The sequence below is a fragment of the Roseivirga sp. E12 genome (assembly GCF_017592825.1).
GTDB lineage: Bacteria > Bacteroidota > Bacteroidia > Cytophagales > Cyclobacteriaceae > Roseivirga.
On record NZ_JAGFMD010000001.1, the window covers coordinates 1,550,750 to 1,568,632 of the forward strand.

General features: G+C 41.9%; 11 protein-coding genes and 3 pseudogenes. 8 read left to right on the forward strand and 6 right to left on the reverse strand.

Annotated elements, in window-relative coordinates:
• Position 1 precedes the first annotated feature (1 nt).
• Positions 2-1,639, forward strand: a complete 1,638-nt coding sequence (gene ggt, locus J4E76_RS06880) for a gamma-glutamyltransferase (RefSeq protein WP_208502410.1) — start codon at positions 2-4, stop codon at positions 1,637-1,639.
• 5 nt (positions 1,640-1,644) lie between these two features.
• Here the strand turns inward: ggt and J4E76_RS06885 are convergent, their stop codons facing one another.
• From J4E76_RS06885 to J4E76_RS06910, 6 genes are all read right to left on the reverse strand, one after another.
• On the reverse strand, positions 1,645-2,340 hold the full coding sequence (locus J4E76_RS06885) for a hypothetical protein (protein WP_208502412.1): 696 nt from the start codon (positions 2,338-2,340) through the stop codon (positions 1,645-1,647).
• Between the two features lie 11 nt (positions 2,341-2,351).
• A complete protein-coding gene (locus J4E76_RS06890) occupies positions 2,352-3,851 on the reverse strand; it encodes a S10 family peptidase (RefSeq protein ID WP_208502414.1) in 1,500 nt (499 codons plus the stop codon).
• Between the two features lie 78 nt (positions 3,852-3,929).
• Positions 3,930-4,838: a sugar phosphate isomerase/epimerase gene (locus J4E76_RS06895; protein ID WP_236017290.1), complete on the reverse strand. Its 909-nt coding sequence runs from the start codon at positions 4,836-4,838 to the stop codon at positions 3,930-3,932.
• A gap of 100 nt (positions 4,839-4,938) precedes the next feature.
• Positions 4,939-5,340 (reverse strand): VOC family protein, encoded by a 402-nt coding sequence (locus J4E76_RS06900; protein ID WP_208502416.1) that lies wholly within the window; start codon positions 5,338-5,340, stop codon positions 4,939-4,941.
• 1 nt (position 5,341) lies between these two features.
• The gene (locus J4E76_RS06905; RefSeq protein WP_208502418.1) at positions 5,342-5,827 is read right to left on the reverse strand and encodes a DUF4440 domain-containing protein; all 486 of its coding nucleotides are present in this window, start codon (positions 5,825-5,827) and stop codon (positions 5,342-5,344) included.
• A gap of 1 nt (position 5,828) precedes the next feature.
• Positions 5,829-6,698, reverse strand: a complete 870-nt coding sequence (locus J4E76_RS06910) for an AraC family transcriptional regulator (protein WP_208502420.1) — start codon at positions 6,696-6,698, stop codon at positions 5,829-5,831.
• 230 nt (positions 6,699-6,928) lie between these two features.
• Here J4E76_RS06910 and J4E76_RS06915 point away from each other — a divergent pair, with 230 nt between their 5' ends.
• The 7 genes and pseudogenes from J4E76_RS06915 (at position 6,929) to J4E76_RS21155 (ending at position 17,870) form a co-directional block, all read left to right on the forward strand.
• Complete coding sequence (locus J4E76_RS06915) at positions 6,929-7,273, forward strand: PadR family transcriptional regulator (protein ID WP_208502422.1); 345 nt, start codon at positions 6,929-6,931, stop codon at positions 7,271-7,273.
• A gap of 76 nt (positions 7,274-7,349) precedes the next feature.
• A complete protein-coding gene (locus J4E76_RS06920) occupies positions 7,350-9,977 on the forward strand; it encodes an FtsX-like permease family protein (protein WP_208502424.1) in 2,628 nt (875 codons plus the stop codon).
• A 25-nt stretch (positions 9,978-10,002) separates the two neighbouring features.
• Positions 10,003-10,164: pseudogene (locus J4E76_RS21135) on the forward strand (permease prefix domain 2-containing transporter); the annotation flags it as partial.
• 39 nt (positions 10,165-10,203) lie between these two features.
• A pseudogene (locus J4E76_RS21140) lies at positions 10,204-10,929 on the forward strand (ABC transporter permease); the annotation flags it as partial.
• Between the two features lie 201 nt (positions 10,930-11,130).
• Positions 11,131-12,630 (forward strand): annotated as a pseudogene (locus tag J4E76_RS21145) (FtsX-like permease family protein); the annotation flags it as partial.
• On the forward strand, positions 12,627-15,254 hold the full coding sequence (locus J4E76_RS21150; RefSeq protein ID WP_208502428.1) for an ABC transporter permease: 2,628 nt from the start codon (positions 12,627-12,629) through the stop codon (positions 15,252-15,254). The pseudogene J4E76_RS21145 and the gene J4E76_RS21150, both read left to right, overlap by 4 nt.
• A 6-nt stretch (positions 15,255-15,260) precedes the next feature.
• Entirely contained in the window at positions 15,261-17,870 is a 2,610-nt protein-coding gene (locus tag J4E76_RS21155; protein WP_208502430.1) for an FtsX-like permease family protein, read from the forward strand.
• The last annotated feature ends 13 nt before the right edge of the window (positions 17,871-17,883 follow it).

Here is a 17,883-nt window from a genome sequence, read left to right on the forward strand (position 1 = left end):
TATGCTCAAAAGAGTCTTCCTTTTTTCCTTACTGTCATTAGCAATTTTATCATGTAAGCCTGAAGAGCAGGAAAGCACACTTATTGGTAGTGTTGCTTCTGCTCATCCTCTGGCTACACAGGCGGGATTGGAGATTCTGGAAAATGGCGGCAATGCCTTTGATGCAGCAATTGCAGTCGCATCAACACTGAATGTTGTCGAACCGATGATGTCTGGCATGGGAGGCTATGGAACAATCTTGGTCTATGATGTGGAGACAGATGCGGTCCGGTTTCTGAATGCCAGTGGCAGGTTTCCAGTCAATACCAATACGGACTTGATGAGGGCCCCCACTCCCGACTTTATGGTGAATAGGACGGGACCAAAATCCATTTCTACTCCAGGGAACTTAAATGCCTGGACCGCCATGCACAAAAGCTATGGATCTGTGGAATGGAATGAGCTCTTTACCTCAGCCATTGACAGAGCAGAGAATGGCTTTACTATCGGTGGTGCAACGGCCAGTCAAATACAAAGGGCCTTTGACGACTTTTCCACATACTCTCAAGGATTTTATGGTAAGGATGGAAGAGCGCTCCAGGAAGGCGAGCAATTAGTACAAGTAGATTTAGCAAACACTTTTAAACGCATTGCTAAGGAGGGTGCTAAACCCTTCTATCATGGTGACATTGCTACAGCCATTGACAAAGAGATGCAGCGAGTCGGTAGCTTTCTATCGCTAGAAGACCTAAAGCAAAATCAGGCTGAATGGTGGGAGCCTTACAAGTTCAAATACAGGGGTTACGATGTCTATACAGCATCTCTCCCTGCTAACTCCTTCCCTGCCTTTGTAAACCTTGGCATGATGCAGGAAGTTGAAGAGCAAGGTTTAGCACATAACTCTACTAAATACCTCCACCTCTTTGCGGAGATGACTAAGGAGTCATATAAGTCTCGACTTGCCTACTCTTTTGATCCAGAAGTCAGAGAGGCTCCCATTGATAGTATTTTATCCAAACCAGTTCTCAACGCGATGACTGCTGCAATTGATAGGGATAAAGCTTCGGAATTTGTTCTTCCTTTTGCTCCTGAGAGTAAGAATACCACCCACTTTACCATCATTGATAAATGGGGAAATATTGTGAGTGCTACCCAAACTTTGGGCAACCTATTCGGAAGTCGAGTGATGGTAGAAGGCACCGGGGTTTGGCTCAATAACTCTATGGCTTACGCCACCTATGAACCAAAAGGAAACCCCATGGATGCATTTCCAGGGAGACATAAGCTTTCAGGAGACTGCCCTATTATCATTATGAAGGGTGGAGCACCGTTTGCGGCATTAGGCACACCAGGAGGACATACCATTACTCAGAACGTTCCACAGATTATCTTCAACCTAATTGACTTTAACATGGGCATGCAGGAGGCCATTGATGCTCCGAAGCTTGTCTTTGCAGAGCCTGATAGGATTATTGTTGATCCAGGATTGCCTGAAGAGATTGTCAATGCACTAAAGGCAAAAGGTCATAACGTGATGACAAGAACCATTGGCAATGCTACAGGAATTAAAATTCTCCGCGATGGTCAAGGAGAAACTAGTGGCTTTGACACAGGAATTGATAATCGTGGCAAAGGAAGGTCAGCTGTTATCGACAGATAGTAGGCCTATTTTTGATCTAATTCCGTGTTTATCTGCTCGGTAAGGCTCGCTATACTCTCCTTGGACTGCATGTAAGAAGCAATCAGGAAGTTTCGCCAGCTATCAATTTCTCTGAAGATCATCATGATCTCGGTATCTGGTCTTTGACCATACTGCTTGGTAAATATGATTCGGCTTGCTTCAACCTTCATATGGTTTTTAAAGTGCTTATTGAGTATTGAAAAGTAGTTTTGGTGAAACTGAGCTGGCCTATACTGTTCTTCCAGCTTTTCAAGAATCTCGTATTCGAAGTCATAAAGTCTCACGATATCATTCCGTAAGTCTTCATTGGTTATGATCTCTAAGCCCTTCGACTTTAAGGTCTCATAAGCCGTGGTATTCGTAATGGACAGGTAGTCTCTATGAAGGCGCTCGTAAAAGAAACCCAGAGAATCTAAACTGACTTGCTCACCACCACAGTATCTCTGAAAAAGATTGACCGCCTTAAGGCCCATTTGATGCCCATTAATGTTATTCTGAACATCGGAAAGGTCTGTCGCCAACTCGACTTTCAATTCAGCCAAAATCTTTTGCTCGGTGATTCTATCCTTCCTCACATCATTCCAGTGACTAGCCAGGAAGGCAATGGTCACCCCAAGGAAGATTGAGAATATCTCTAAAATGAAATAGTAAAGACTCGAATCTCTTTTTTTTCTACCCATGGCTCTAAACTTTAGTTGGACTCTATAAATGCACGGATATCCTTAGCCAATTGTTCAAAGGCTGGCCAATGATTGTACATCATATGCCCTCCTTCATAATAGGTGAACTGAACTCTATCCATTGGTATGGAGTTTCTGGAAAATGTTATCTCAGCATCAAAATATGGCGTGATAAGGTCGTAGTAACCTGAGGCAACCAGCACTTTCATTTTGTCATTTCTACGCATAGCACTCGCCAGTCTCCGAGATGTTTTCACATACATAGGCTCTCCTCTGCTTCCCCAGTCCCAGGGGCTTACTCTTCCGCTAGTCAAGTAAGGAGTATCCATTTTAATCCTCAGGTCATTTCTAAAATAGTGATTAAGAGCGGCTGTATAAGCAGCAGAAACTTTATATCCTGATGGATCACCTAACTCGGGTGAGTCAGCTGTATCATCCGGATCATCACCGAAGTATCGACCATCTAGCGTTCCAATCGCCAAGCCTTGGTCTCTCAGTAGTTCTTTCTTAAACCTGGCCATCAAAACTCTGTTGTTGGCTCGCTTAATAAATGCTTCTCCCAAACCAGTGAAATAGGCTAGTCTTTCGGTTATCACATCCTTTTCGGCCTGAGACATAAAGTCCCCTTTGTACAGTGCAGACACATAATCGCCATAAGCAAAGTCACGCGCTTCTTGGGCAAAAGCTTCGATGGTTTTTCCCTGGCCGGCTTTTTTATGATACCAGGCAGTAGTTGCCATACTTGGCAAATAGGTGATGTAAGACCTGATGTTGTCATTGATCGAAGTAGAACCCTGATAATCCAAGGCCTGAGAAATGAGTATTAAACCATTAAGGGCCATATTCTGACCATTACCTTCCAAGGCCTGTGCTACAGCAGCAGCCCTTGTCGTTCCATAGCTTTCTCCAGCGATATATTTTGGTGACATCCATCGGTTGTTCTCAGTCACCCACTGTCTCATAAAGTTGGCTATAGACTGAGCATCTTGATTGAGCCCCCAATATTCCTTGCCCTCTCCTTTGCCAATAAGTTTACTGTAACCCGTGCCGATGGGATCAACAAATACCAAGTCTGTAATGTCTAAAAGAGCCTCCTTATTGACTTCCAAGTTGTATGGAGCTCCACCATCATCTTCTTTAGCTTCGCTGTCTACTCGGATAACTTTTGGACCAAAAAAGCCCATATGCAGCCACATGGATGCTGAACCAGGGCCGCCATTGAAAACAAATGTCACTGGACGTGTGGTGGGGTCAAACTTCTTATCAGGATCTGATTTGGTATAAGCAACTGACCACATTGAACCGGTTGGTTCTCCCTTAGCATTTTTCAGGTGCATTTCGCTTCCTAAAACGTCATACCTCATTTTCTTCCCTCCAAACTCTCCATTGTGATGGGTCAGAAATCTTTTGGGTTCAGGAATTGGCTCAGTCTTTGAATCTTCTTGTCCGCTGAGGGTAATAGAGACACCTACAAATAGTAGGATACAAATAAGACCTTTGATTGATTTCATACGATTATTGGGTCGATGGTTGAAAGTTGAATTTAGGGAATTTCAACAATGCACATTAACCGTTCAGCAAGAAAAGGATTAAAGGTATTTCTGAAGGTGCTCCTTGAAATAGGCTGCACTATCGGCAATACTCTTCATTGAGTTCTCTGCAAAGTTTCCACCTTGTTCCAGAAAATAGTACTGAAGACCTGACTTGTCTATTTGTGAAAGCATTTGACCGTAATCTATTGATCCATTCCCCAACTCAGAATAATCTCTAGTAACCTTGTCCATATCTTTGATGTGCCACATTACAAAGCGATCGGGTTGCTTATTCACCAATTCAATAGGACTCAACTCTGAGGAATGAACTGCCCAGTACAAATCCAGTTGAAGCTTTACTAAGTCTGATTCTGTCTGGTTAAAGATAATGTCATAGCCCTGCTCTCCATCATGATCGATAAACTCGAAGTCATGGTTGTGATAGGCAAAACCCAGGCCTGCTTTGGTAACACGCTCTCCGATCACATTGAGCAATTCTGACAGTTTTTTGAAATTCTCAATGGTTCTGAAATCAGGATGCAGCCAAGGCCAAGTAATATAGTCTTGACCAGTAGCATCGGCTCCTTTAATGCAGCTATCCACATAGCGCATCATTTCATCATTAGACTTATCGAAGTAGTTGGAGAAGTCGTAATGCCCACTTGAGGTACTAAGACCTATGTCGTCCAGCGCATTTTTAAACTCCTTTGACTTAAAACCATAAAACTCGTCTGTTTCAGGTTCGTAACCATAGGTCTCTAGGTCTTCATAGCCCATCTGTTTTGCCTGCTTTAAACTCTCTAATGGGCTTTCAGCCATAGCATCTCTAATGGTAAAGAGCTGGAGCCCCATCTTATACTTTTTGGTAGTGTCCAGTTGACAGCTTGATAATGGCAGCATAACTCCTGATGCGAGTATGGCTGATTTATAGAGGAAGTCTCTGCGGCTAGTAGGCTCTGATTTCATTTATAGGACAGTGATGTAACGTGATGATTCACTATCCAATTAGGGCAATTCTTATGATTAAATAAAAGCAAATGCTCTAGAGTTCTCAGGTAACACTCTGTTAAGTCGTCTTCATTGCCTTTTTAATGTGGCCCTGATACTCCATGGCACAGACAATGTTTCCTTCGGTATCATTAAACTTTATAATCCAACCCACATGCGGTATCTCTGTTTTGGGCATTAGTATTTCCCCCCCAGCATCGACCACCAGTTCCGCAGTTTCATCAACATTATCTACCGAAATGCTGCATTCAAAACCGATGACCTTTTGGTTTGTTAGTTGATACTTCCTGTCCTGCAAAGCACCTATTAGTTGGCCATCACTCTCTGGATTCGAATTAATCTGAGCAAAATCATTTGAACCATACTGGTTGAAGCCCCAATTGAAAACCCTGTTATAGAATACCTGTGCTCTGTCTATATCTTCCGTGAAAATTGCAAAGTGGCTTAGTTTATTATCCATGTTACCCTCTCTCTTTTTTGGTTGAACTATGACCCACTAAAAAACGCCACACGCCTTCTTCCTTTTGCATAAGGATGGTCATGGCACCATTGATCTCAAAACCACCGCCTGAAGACATGGTCAAAGCTTGTTCGTATTCCGCATAGAATAGAGCAGTGGATTTGCCCGTGACCTCTACACGCGTTTCTAGCACATCCATCTTACTTGACGAAAGCATACCCACCAGACCGTTCAGCGATGCAGCAAGGGCCTCTTTATTAGCATACTGAACCTTGCCATCTTCAACCCAATAGAAACGTTCATCATCTGAATAGAAGTCTGAAAGTGCTTGCCCATCTAGGCTGTTCATATTTCCTACAAACGCATCAAAACGTTGCTGTATCTCGTTGGTCAAGGCCTCTGTGTCAAAATCAGATATGGCTTTTGGTCCGCAAGATGCTAGGGCCATTATCAGCAGCAGGAGTAAGCTGGTTTTTATATATTTCATATTATATCTCTATTACTTTTTTGACTGTATTGCCTTGCCAATCATCTCTTATTTCAGTCCTAAGGGTATGAACATTCCCTTCGGTACAGGCAACTATTTTAAATTCTTTTCCAAATGTCTCCACTTTGCTCGGGGCAATTCCTAAGACATCTTTGTATGACTTGGTCATATGCGCTCCATCCCAAAAACCTGCATCAATTGCACTTTGAGATACTTGCTTACCATTGAGTACCATGTTTAGTGAATCAACTACACGCATCCATTGTATAAAATGCTGAATGGGCTGCCCAACCTCCTTCTTGAATAGGTGCCTAAGCCTACTTTCAGAAAGACAGACATCCGAGGCCACTTCCCCAACCTTGAAAGATCTATTTGCATTTCGACTGATAAATTCCAGCGCTTTTGCCACACGACTATCCAATGGTTTAGTGCTCTTCGACACAATCAATTGGTCGAGTATGGTATGGCAGGCCTTGAGCAAGCTCTCACAATCACTATTAAGCAGGAGCCTTTTGAAAAAATCGTTACTCAAGTTTCTCAGCAACTTACCTGGCAATGGGCACATCTTTTTTTCTACTAAGTATTTCTTGTCAAGTGACTTTGCATATTCACTTTCAGCGTCTAGATAGATAAACAGTTGTATGCTGTCGTTGCTATCCAATTGGTGTAAATGGTTTGCCCCGATTAAAGCGGCATTGTATGCAGTCCATTCGGAGTCGGCATCTTTCAACAAAAAGCTTTTGTCCATGTCAAAGACCAACTGTAAGGTATTGTGTGTATGAGGATCTGTATGAAATGATGCTCCCCAAAACATACTTATGCCATTCCAGACATAGAGTGCCGAGGTATTGCCTTCATTTCCTTTTTTCATACCGAGAGATTAGAATCTCAAGGTACGAGATTCTGCAGCATCCTATTTGTACGAAACGACTGTTTTAACCAATGAAATATACGCCTGTCTCATTTCAGCAAACCATTCTTTCAACTTTTTTTATCAACTCATGCAACCCTGAGCACCCATTCGAATCTATTAGTTACTAAAAAGTAGAACATATTAAATATCAATCCGTATATTTGTTCTACAATCTAGTAACATACATTATGAAGGAGACAAAATTAGGAGACTTCGAAGAGACCATTCTTCTGCTAGTAGGCATACTTGACAAGGAAGCATACGCCTTTAAAATTGCAGAAGAGTTTGAAGCTCAAACAGACAGAGCAGTATCCATTGGTGCTGTTCATTCTACATTAAACAGGTTGGGTGATAAGGGTTTTCTTACCTCAGAAATGGGTGCTTCTACGGCTGAACGCGGTGGAAGAAGAAAGAGAATCTACACCATCACAGCCTCTGGTCAGAGGGCCTTGCAAGAATCAAGAGACTTTAAAATCTCTCTATGGGACCAGTTCCCATCCTTGGCAGGTGGTAATCTCAATTTCAACATATGATTTCCTCCTTAGGAGAAGGTGCCCGAAGGGCGGAGGAGGTATTACCACCCCCTACCCCCGCCAGCGGGGGACAAAAATGAAAAACGACAATCAACATATCGCCCCTCCCAGACTTGCAGAAAAACTGCTACTTCTTTTTCTAAAAGAAGACTTAGCAGAGGAAGTTTTGGGCGATTTGGATGAGAAGTTCTACTCTCAGTTAGACAGACACTCTCAAGTAAAAGCAAAACGAAACTATTGGTATCAAGTGGTGAACTACATGCGCCCCTTTGCCTTCAAATATTTCAGGTCAAAACTCTTTAACAACAACGGTATGATAAAGCACAACTTCAAAATCAGCTATCGTCAAATGCTGAGAAATAAAGCTTACTCTTTTATTAATATATCAGGCCTTGCCATAGGTCTAGTGGTTGCCATGCTCATCGGTTTATGGGTTCAGGACGAGCTAGCGTTCAACAAGTCTCATAGCAATTATGAAACCACGTACCAGCTCCTGCGACACGAGAAGGAAGATGGGGAGACGTACACCAACAATGCCTTGGTCACAGCCATGGGCACCTATATCAGCACGAATTACCCTGACATGGTCGAAAATACGGTGATTTCTCGAGCCAGGACCCAAAATAGGGTAATTGGTAATGGTGATAATAAATACAGACAAGTTGGACACTTTATGCAAGCAGGTGCTCCTGCCATGCTTGGTCTTGAAATGATTAGAGGAACTCATGATGGCTTGACCGACATGAGCTCCATTCTACTCTCAGAGTCTTTTGCCAAAAGGCTTTTCGGAGACGAGGATCCAATGAACAAACTAGTCAAAATGGATGCTGGAGCCGATCTAATGGTGACCGGTGTCTATAAAGACATTCCCAACAACTCAAAATTCTCAGAAGGCAAGTACTTTGCTAGAATTGAATGGATAATAGGCCCAGACAACATGAATATATGGGAAAACTATAACGTCAACATCTATATTCAACTCAAGCCCAATGTAAAGCCCGAAGCGCTTAATGTGCTCATCAACGAGGCTTTCCAACCCAACTTAAATGACTACGCCAGATCAACTGAAATGGAGTTCTTCCTTCATCCTATGAAAGACTGGCACCTAAATTCAGAATGGAAAGACGGTCAGCCGGTTAGAAGTCAGGCTATGAATTTTGTTTGGCTGTATGGCGTAATTGGTCTTTTCGTCCTAGTTCTGGCATGCATTAACTTCATGAACCTTAGTACAGCTCGATCGGAAAAAAGAGCTAAGGAAGTGGGCATCAGAAAAACACTGGGCTCTCTTAGAAAGCAGCTGATTGCCCAGTTCTACATCGAATCTTTCCTATATAGTCTCCTGGCATTCGGTTTATCATTACTACTACTCTTTGCCTTGCTCCCTTGGTTCAATGGCGTATCAGGCAAAGAGATTTCGGCACCATGGCAAAGCACCCAGTTTTGGTTATTAACCAGTGGGTTTGTTGTATTGACTTCACTACTATCCGGATCTTACCCAGCCTTCTACTTATCTTCTTTCAAACCTATTAAGGCTCTAAAAGGAGTCCTTACCGGAGGTAAAAGAGCTTCTATCCCTAGAAAAGTATTAGTGGTCTTCCAATTCACTATATCAATTGCACTGATCATTGGGACAATAACAGTGAACAATCAAATTCAAACAGCCAAGCAAAGACCAGTCGGCTATTCGCCAGAAGGGATGCTTTCGATAAGACCCGCCTCGCCTAACTTAATCTCTAAAAGAAAAGTGATTAAGGAGGAGTTATTGAAGACAGGAATGGCTGTTGCAGTCGGAAATTCTAATTACCCAGTAACAAGTACATTGGGCTGGAACCCAGGCTTCACTTGGGAAGGCATGGACCCGAACTTCACCAAATCATTCAACACCATTAGCATATCACATGGGTATGGCGATGCTGTCGGCATGAAATTCATTGCTGGAAGAGATTTTTCTGAGGAACTCGAAACCGACAACAGAGCCATCATCATTAATCGCTCGGCCATGGAGGCCATGAAGTTAGAAAACCCAGTGGGCACCACTGTTACTTACAACCCTAGCTGGAGAGAAGCCCGTACCTACACTATCATTGGAGTTGTGGAAGACATGATCAAGGGTTCTCCTTTCGATCAGACTTCGCTATCGGTAATGTTCCTCGATGAAGGTTTCATGCAATGGTTATACATTCGACTCAACCCTGATGTTAGCGCAAGCCAATCCCTTCCGGTAATAGAAAAGGCTTTCAGCGAAGTCTTCCCTGAGGCACCATTTGACTACACTTTTGCTGATGATGATTACAATGCGAAGTTTGAAGAAGAGCAGCGTATTAGTAGCCTGGCTCAGTTCTTCAGCATCTTAGCCGTATTCATAAGCTCTCTTGGTTTGTTTGGCTTAGCCTCATATGTGGCAGAACAAAGAACCAAAGAAATTGGAATTAGAAAAGTACTTGGCGCCAGCGTCACTACACTTTGGAGGCTGCTATCGAAAGATTTCGCACTTCTAGTGCTTTTATCCTGTGTGATATCAATACCGCTGTCCTACTCTGTTTTAGACGGCTGGCTTCAAGGCTATGCAGTAAAAACCGAGTTATACTGGTGGATTTTTGCCGCGGGTGCCCTTGGTGGACTACTAATCACAATTGTTACGGTAAGTTTTCAGGCACTTAAGGCCGCGGTGGCAAACCCTGTAAAATCATTAAGAACTGAATAGCAATAGAAATATCGCTCCTCCCTGGATTGCCAAAAAACTCCTTCTATGGTTCTTGAAAAGTGAACTTGCAGAAGAGGTTTTAGGCGACTTGGATGAGAAGTTCTACAAGGTTCTTGAAGAAAAAGGACATCGTGGAGCACGGAAAATTTATTGGCTTCAGGTCATGAAATACTTCAGACCTTTTGCCATCAAAAAAACAAGACTCAGGTTACCCAAAATAGCAACCATGCAAAGACATTATCTTAAGATTTCATGGCGAAACTTACTTCGTGACAAAGCTTTCTCATCTATTAAAATTGGAGGTTTCGCTGTCGGTATAGCAGCATGCATCCTCATCTCATTATACATCAATCACGAGTTGAGCTATGACAAGCACTATCAAGATCAGGAAAGCATTTATCGAATAGCCAACAACTATCAAAGTGAGGAATACTCCGAGATGTGGACCAACCTCGAAGGACCATTCAAGCCTGTCTTGGAGGGTAATATCCCGGAAATCGATCTTGTAGCACGAGTCGTACTTTGGAGGTGGGGGAAAGTTGGGGAAAACCATATCCGTCCATCCAACACACTTAACAACATATACGAAGGTGGTTTCTTCTATTCCGACCCTGAGTTATTCGAAATACTTGAGGTACCCATGGTCTATGGCAGCCAAAAGGAGGCATTGAACGCCCCAAATAGCATTGCCATTTCTAAATCAAAGGCAGACAAATACTTTCCTAATGAAAACCCTGTGGGAAAGCAGCTCATACTCAATGATGATACAGAAAGAGCCTATACCATTGGTGGGGTATTTGAAGATTTCGTTTCAACCTCTCACCTCCAAGGTGATTTCATCATGACTTTGAAAGACCGTAAGTCTGGTCCAGGTACTTCGGGTTGGTGTTGCACCAACTATAATTTTTACGTCAAGCTAACGCCTAATGCAAGCAAGACAGCCATAGAGCAAAAATTAACCAATGTCAGGGACACTTATATCATGGACAAATACAGGGAAATTGGTAAAAATGGTTTAGACGACTTACAAAAACATCAATCTTACTATCTACAACCTGTTCAAGACATCTATTTGAATAAACAGAATATTGGTGACAATATGACTCATGGCTCTCACGACCTGGTTTGGATTTTTGGCGGAGTTGCTCTGACCATTCTCTTACTGGCCTGTTTAAACTTCATCAACCTTTCTACTGCAAAATCTATCAAAAGAGCCAAAGAAGTTGGCTTAAGAAAAGTCGTGGGCTCACAACGGTCTGGTTTAATCGTTCAGCACTTAACTGAATCATCGTTTTACAGCCTTTTATCTGTGGTTTTAGGCACTTTGATTGCCTGGGGTCTGATGCCTTTATTCAATAAAATTTCGGCAGAAGCTTTAGTCATTCCTTGGACCTCTTGGTGGTTTGCCCCCACCCTTTTGTCCGGAGCCCTATTGATTGGTTTTCTTTCAGGTATTTACCCTGCCTTCTACCTCTCCAAGTTTAATCCCATTGAGGTTTTAAAAGGCAAGGCCAGCAGTGGCGCAAGCACTTCTTTCTTCAGAAATAGCATGGTCGTCTTTCAGTTTACGGTAACTGTAATTCTAATCATTGCTGCCATTGTTACACAGAAGCAGTTCCAACACTTCATGAACAAGTCTCTGGGTTTTGAAAAAGAACAAGTCGTAAACATACTCGGATTAAATAGCCTAAAGGAAAATGAAAGGGAGGTTTTTAAGGAAGAACTAGAGCGGATAACGGCAATTCAAAGTACGAGTTTGGGCGACTACCTACCCGTAGAAGGTGGACGTAACACTAATTTTGGCTTCGAATTGGTTGAAAAGAAGGGCTTGGAAGAAGGTTTCGAGGCAGCCCGATGGATGGTTGACGAAAACTATTTAGAGACCATGGGTATGGAATTAGTCAGTGGTAGAAATTTCACCGATCAATCCCTGGACGAAACATCGATCATCATTAATGAAAGTATGGCACATCAATTCGGCCTTGACGACCCTATTGATACCCAAGTGGTAGATATGTTTGATGGTACTTATCGCATCATTGGAGTTGTCAAAGACTTTTATTTTGAGTCATTGACCAGTACAGTCCGACCTTTGGCAATGGTGCGTGGTAAGGGAAGAGAAACAATTTCCATAAAGTTAAATTCATCTAATATAGAACAGACTTTAGCTGCTGTCAATTCGATCTGGGAAGGATTTAAACCCAACCAGCCCATCAGATATAGCTTTATGAACCAGCGCTTTCAACGCATGTATGAAGATCTGATTAAGGCCAAAACCCTCTTGATCATTTTCTCCATTCTATCTGTCACGATTGCCTGCCTTGGGTTATTCGCTTTATCTGCATATTCCGTAGAACAGCGAATTAAAGAAGTCAGTGTACGAAAAGTACTTGGAGCAAGTGCCCAAATGATTTTCAAATTGCTCGCTGGAGATTTCATCAAATTGATATTAATATCAATAGCCGTTGCAATTCCAGTGGGATGGTTGCTCATGGATGAGTTACTAGGCGACATGACCAATCGCATCAGTCTATCATGGACCGTTTTTGCTTTGGCATCGCTAATGGCACTTGTCATTGCCATCATTACGGTAAGCTTTGAATCAATCAAAGCAGCACTTATAAATCCTGCTACAAGATTAAGGTCTGAGTGAGCCGAGGCAAAGACCATATCACCCCTCCTAGATTAGCAGAAAAACTACTACTGTGGTTTCTCAAAGATGAGTTAGCAGAAGAGGTCCTAGGTGATCTGGAAGAAAAATTCAAGGATATTCTGAAAACTAATGGCCTCAGAAAAGCCAACAGAAATTACTGTTATCAAGTATTCAAATATTTAAGACCATTCGCCCTAAAGCGAATAAGATCAAAACGGATTAACAACACTATGTACATCAATCATACCAAGGTTGCTCTTCGCAGTCTATCTAGAAACAAGCTTTTCACCTTCATAAATATTACAGGAATGGCCATTGGAATGTCTGTGGCTCTCCTCATTATCAACCTCGTTTTTGATGCACTCAAATTCGATCAATTTCATACTAAAAAAGATCGCATATATAGAGTATTAAGCACACCAAAACATATTGGTCATGCCTGGGATGAAAATGCTACTGCTCCTGCCCCCCTAGCTTCTTTTCTCGAAACTGATATACCTGGTATTGAGGAAGTAGTGCGTATTAGGAGACGTTTTTCTGGTAGAGTTAAGAAGGAAGATGGAAGCCTCTTTGCGCAAGGCATTTATGCTGATGACAGCTTTTTCAAGGTCTTCTCTTTCGGCTTACTTCAGGGCAACCCCGAGACTGCTCTACAAAATCCATACGACCTGGTTCTTACACAGACTCTCGCAGAAAAACTCAGGCCGGGAGAAGACCTTATGGGACAAGTCCTTACAATTCCTGATAGAGGTGAGTTTCTTGTGACTGGAATTGTAGAAGATCCTCCAGCGCATTCTCATATGAAATTTGAGTTAATCACATCTTTCAAGACAGTCAAACCACTGGAGGAAAAAGAATTAATCTTTGCCAGTTCAGAGAATTGGGAAGATTTCAACACGAGCTATGTCTACTTTCTTGTAAAGGACACCGAGCAAATCATGGCAGTCGAGAATCGACTGAATGAAATGAGCATAAGTCAGTATGCCTCCAATGAGCGTCTTGAAGTTTCTTTCAGTACACAGAACATTACTTCAATTGTTCCGGGGAAAGATCTCAACAATCAAATTGGAGCTGAACTGATACCCCTTCCAATCATAATTCTGTCAATTATTGCTATAGCCATTGTTCTCTCAGCATGCTTTAATTATACCAACCTTAGCATTGCCAGAGCAATGAGGAGATCAAAAGAAATCGGGGTTCGCAAAATTGTTGGTAGCTCGAAAAGTCAAATCTTCATCCAGTTTTCTGTCGAAACAGTTGTGATGACAATCTTGTCTGTTTTCTTTTCAACACTTCTCTTTCTTGTTATCAAGCCTCTTTTCATCACGAGCATACCTAGAATTGATTTAATAATGGAGTTCAATACTTCTCCTGTTCTGATGCTCTACTTCTTACTGTTTGCAGTAGTCATTGGCTTGGTCTCAGGACTATTTCCAGCACTATTTTTTTCAAGGCTTAAACCACTAAATGCTCTGAGAAGCAACGGTTCGATAAGGCTCTTCTCACATATCAAAGTTAGGAAAGCATTGATTGTTCTTCAGTTCAGCCTGTCAGTGCTATTTCTAATCGCTATGAATGTAGTGTTCAAACAATATAGATATGCCATGGCTTACGATATGGGATTCAAAGAGGAAAACATTCTCAATCTATCTCTTAACGGCAATGATCACGAGCGTCTCATCGCGGAACTTGAGAAAATACCTGAGATAAGTCAATTATCTGGTTCATCAGCAGTACCAGGTACAACTGCCAGCAATACTACCATGGTTAAGAGTTCTAATGGGGTTGATTCGGTCAGGGTCAACTTTCTATCAGTGAACCCCAATTTCATGGACATCCACAACCTCAAACTTATTTCAGGAGAGGTGTATCCAGCAAACCAGCAAAATGAAATACTGAATAAGATGCTGGTTAATGAGGAGTTTGCTCACGTTCATGGTTATAATGAGGTAAATGATATTATTGGTGAAGTCTTTTACATGAACCAATCCCTTCTTACTGTTACCGGAGTATTAGAGGACTTTAATTTTCAGACGATCGAGGAGCCAATCAGGCCATTGATTCTTTTTGATTCACCAAGTAATTATGAATTTCTAAACTTGAATGTTCAGGCATCGGATCTGCCAAATGTCTTTGACAAAATCGAAAAGGCTTGGACTGCAGTAGATGAAGAGACCGAACTTGAGTTAAAGTTTCTAGATCAGGAACTAGAAGAGTCTAATGCCTTTTTAATGATTTTCGTTAGAGTCTTCGGCTTCTTAGGGCTCGTTGCTGTGAGTATTGCCTGTCTTGGACTTTTGGGCATGGCAGTGTTTACAGCAGAAACAAGGGTTAAAGAAATAGGCATTCGAAAAGCCATTGGTGCCAGTGTAAATCAGCTCATTTATACACTATCCAAAAGCTATCTATTCTTAATTATAATCTCTGGGTTTGTTGGTGGCACATTGGCCTACATACTGCTTCAAAAAGTCATTCTACCAGAAATTCATCATCATGTAAATGTTGGATTCTTCGAGTTTGCCATAGCTATTGGCATGCTCTTTTTGTTGGCCCTATTGGCAATAGGTTCTCAAACTTGGAGAGCGGCAAGCAGAAATCCTTCCGAATCTTTAAGAAGTGAATAGCATCCGGTGAAGAAAAACCCATCTCATATCACCCCTCCTAGATTAGCAGAAAAACTACTACTGTGGTTTCTCAAAGATGAGTTAGCAGAAGAGGTCTTAGGTGATCTGGAAGAAAAATTCAGCTCAACGATTATCACAAAATCGGTAAGTCGAGCAAAAAGAAATTATTGGTATCAGGTCTTGAAGTACATCAGACCTTTTGCCTTGAAGCATAACCGGTCAATCAACTCAAATCAAACAGCCATGTTTAAACACAACATTTTAATATCCTTCAGAAGCTTCAAGCGCTTCAAAACCACTTTTGGCATCAACCTCCTTGGACTTGCCACTGGTTTAGCAAGTGCATTATTAATTTACCTCTGGGTAAATGACGAATTGAATGTAGATAACTTCAATGAAAAAGATAGTCAGCGTCATGTCCAGATAATATATAGTTATCCCACCTCCGGAACCATCCAAACTGAACTCAATGGGGCCCCCAACCCCCTATTTGAGGCACTGGCTGAAGAAATGCCGGAAGTAGAGTACGCTGTACCAGTGGTTATAGACCCTTATTACAAAGGTGTTCTTTCTGCTGGTGACAACAGTGCACGAGCACAATTTCAATTTATTGGGAATGGCTATTTCAATATATTTCCTGGCGACTTTATCCACGGCAACAAGCACAAAATACTATCAGACAAAGGAGAGGTTGCTATTTCCGAAAAACTAGCCTTGAGTTTATTTCAATCTACGGAAAAGGCCATGGGCCAACTAGTAGAATTAAAGAATGAAGGTTATGGTGGCTCATACCTGGTTTCGGGAGTTTTTAAATCAAGCCCCAATTCTTCAACTGCCTCTGACGCTTTATTTAGCTACGAACTCTTTCGAAATCCCGAAATGATGAAATGGTATAACGGTGGCACCCAAGCACATTTAGTACTCAAAGAAGGTGTCGACCTAGACCAGTTCAATGCTAAAATCAAGGATTTTTTGAAAACAGTATGGAAGAATTCTAATTTCATTCTGTACGCTCAACCCTATTCTGAAGGATACCTCTATGGAAATTACGAACAAGGAATACCAGTGGCCGGTAGAATCATTTATGTAAGACTCTTTTCCATTATCGCTCTCTTTGTATTGGCCATTGCCTGTATCAACTATATGAATTTTTCGACTGCCAAGGCATCTAGAAGAATCAAAGAGATTGGTGTAAAAAAGGCGATTGGTGTAGGACGAAAATCATTGATTATTCAATATTTCAGTGAGTCTCTGTTTATGGCATTCCTCTCCTTAATCATAGCCATAGGTATAGCTTTTCTTCTCCTGCCACAATTCAATGAGATTACCGGAAAGCAATTAACATTTAATCTGGGCAGCGATGCTATACTTTCTATTCTCGGAATCACGGCATTCACAGGGCTAATATCAGGCATTTACCCTGCTCTTTTGCTCTCTGGCTTCAACCCTGTTGTGGCATTGAAGGGAAAGTTAAAAAGCGAGATAAAAGGCGTATGGCTACGTAAAGGACTTGTCGTCTTTCAATTCGCCATATCAGTCATACTCATAGTATCTGTAATCGTCATTTACAAACAGGTAGAGTTTATCCAGACGACTAATCTGGGCTACAACAAAGACCATATCATCACTTTTGCCAAAGAAGGAAAACTCCAAAAAGACGCCCAAGCATTCTTTACAGAGGTCAAAAATATTCCTGGGGTAGTAAATGCCTCGCAAATGAATGGTGAACTTCCTGGCAGAATTGGTTTTTCACAAGGATTCAAGTGGGAAGGCATGAGCGAAGAAGATAAAAATTTAAGATTCCACATTATTAGTGGAGGCTACGATCTGATCGACCTGCTTGGGATAAGGCTTAAAGAAGGGCGTGATTTTTCACGTGACTTCCCGACAGACAAAGATGCCTACATCTTGAATGAAACAGCCCTTAAAATGACCAAGTTAGAAAATCCGATTGGTCAAAAATTTGGGAATTTTAACCCAAATGCCAGAACGAAAGAGATCATAGGTGTGGTAGAAAATTTTCATTTTCAGTCCTTACAAGAAGAAATCAGGCCGCTCTTTTTTCGCTTAAGTGATCAAGCAGAAAAATTCGTTGTGAAAATACAAGCAGGCACCGAAAGAGAAACCATCTCACGGATTGAAGAGCTCTATGAAGGTTTGAACGAAGGCTATCCCTTTGAGTACAAGTTTTTGGACGATGACTATCAGGCACTTTATGCTTCAGAAGAACGTATCTCAGTACTTTCCAAATATTTTGCAGGCATAGCCATTGCTATTTCTTGTCTGGGCTTATTGGCCTTAACAGCATTTAGCACACAAAGGAGGTTTAAGGAAATTGCGATCAGAAAGGTCTTAGGCTCCAGTGGGACGGATATTGTCAGGCTTCTTTCTCAAGACTTTATCCGCTTAGTATTTCTAGCTATCCTAATCGCACTGCCAGTAAGTTACTACCTCATGAAAAATTGGCTCAATGACTTTGCATTCCGAATTGGGTTGGACCCAATGTATTTCGTCATAGCGGGAGTACTTATGATGGTTGTGGCTTGGCTTACAATCATGACACAGACGGCCAAATCAGCCAAAGTGAATGTCACAGAAAGTTTGAGAAGCGAATAGATTGAGCACTGGC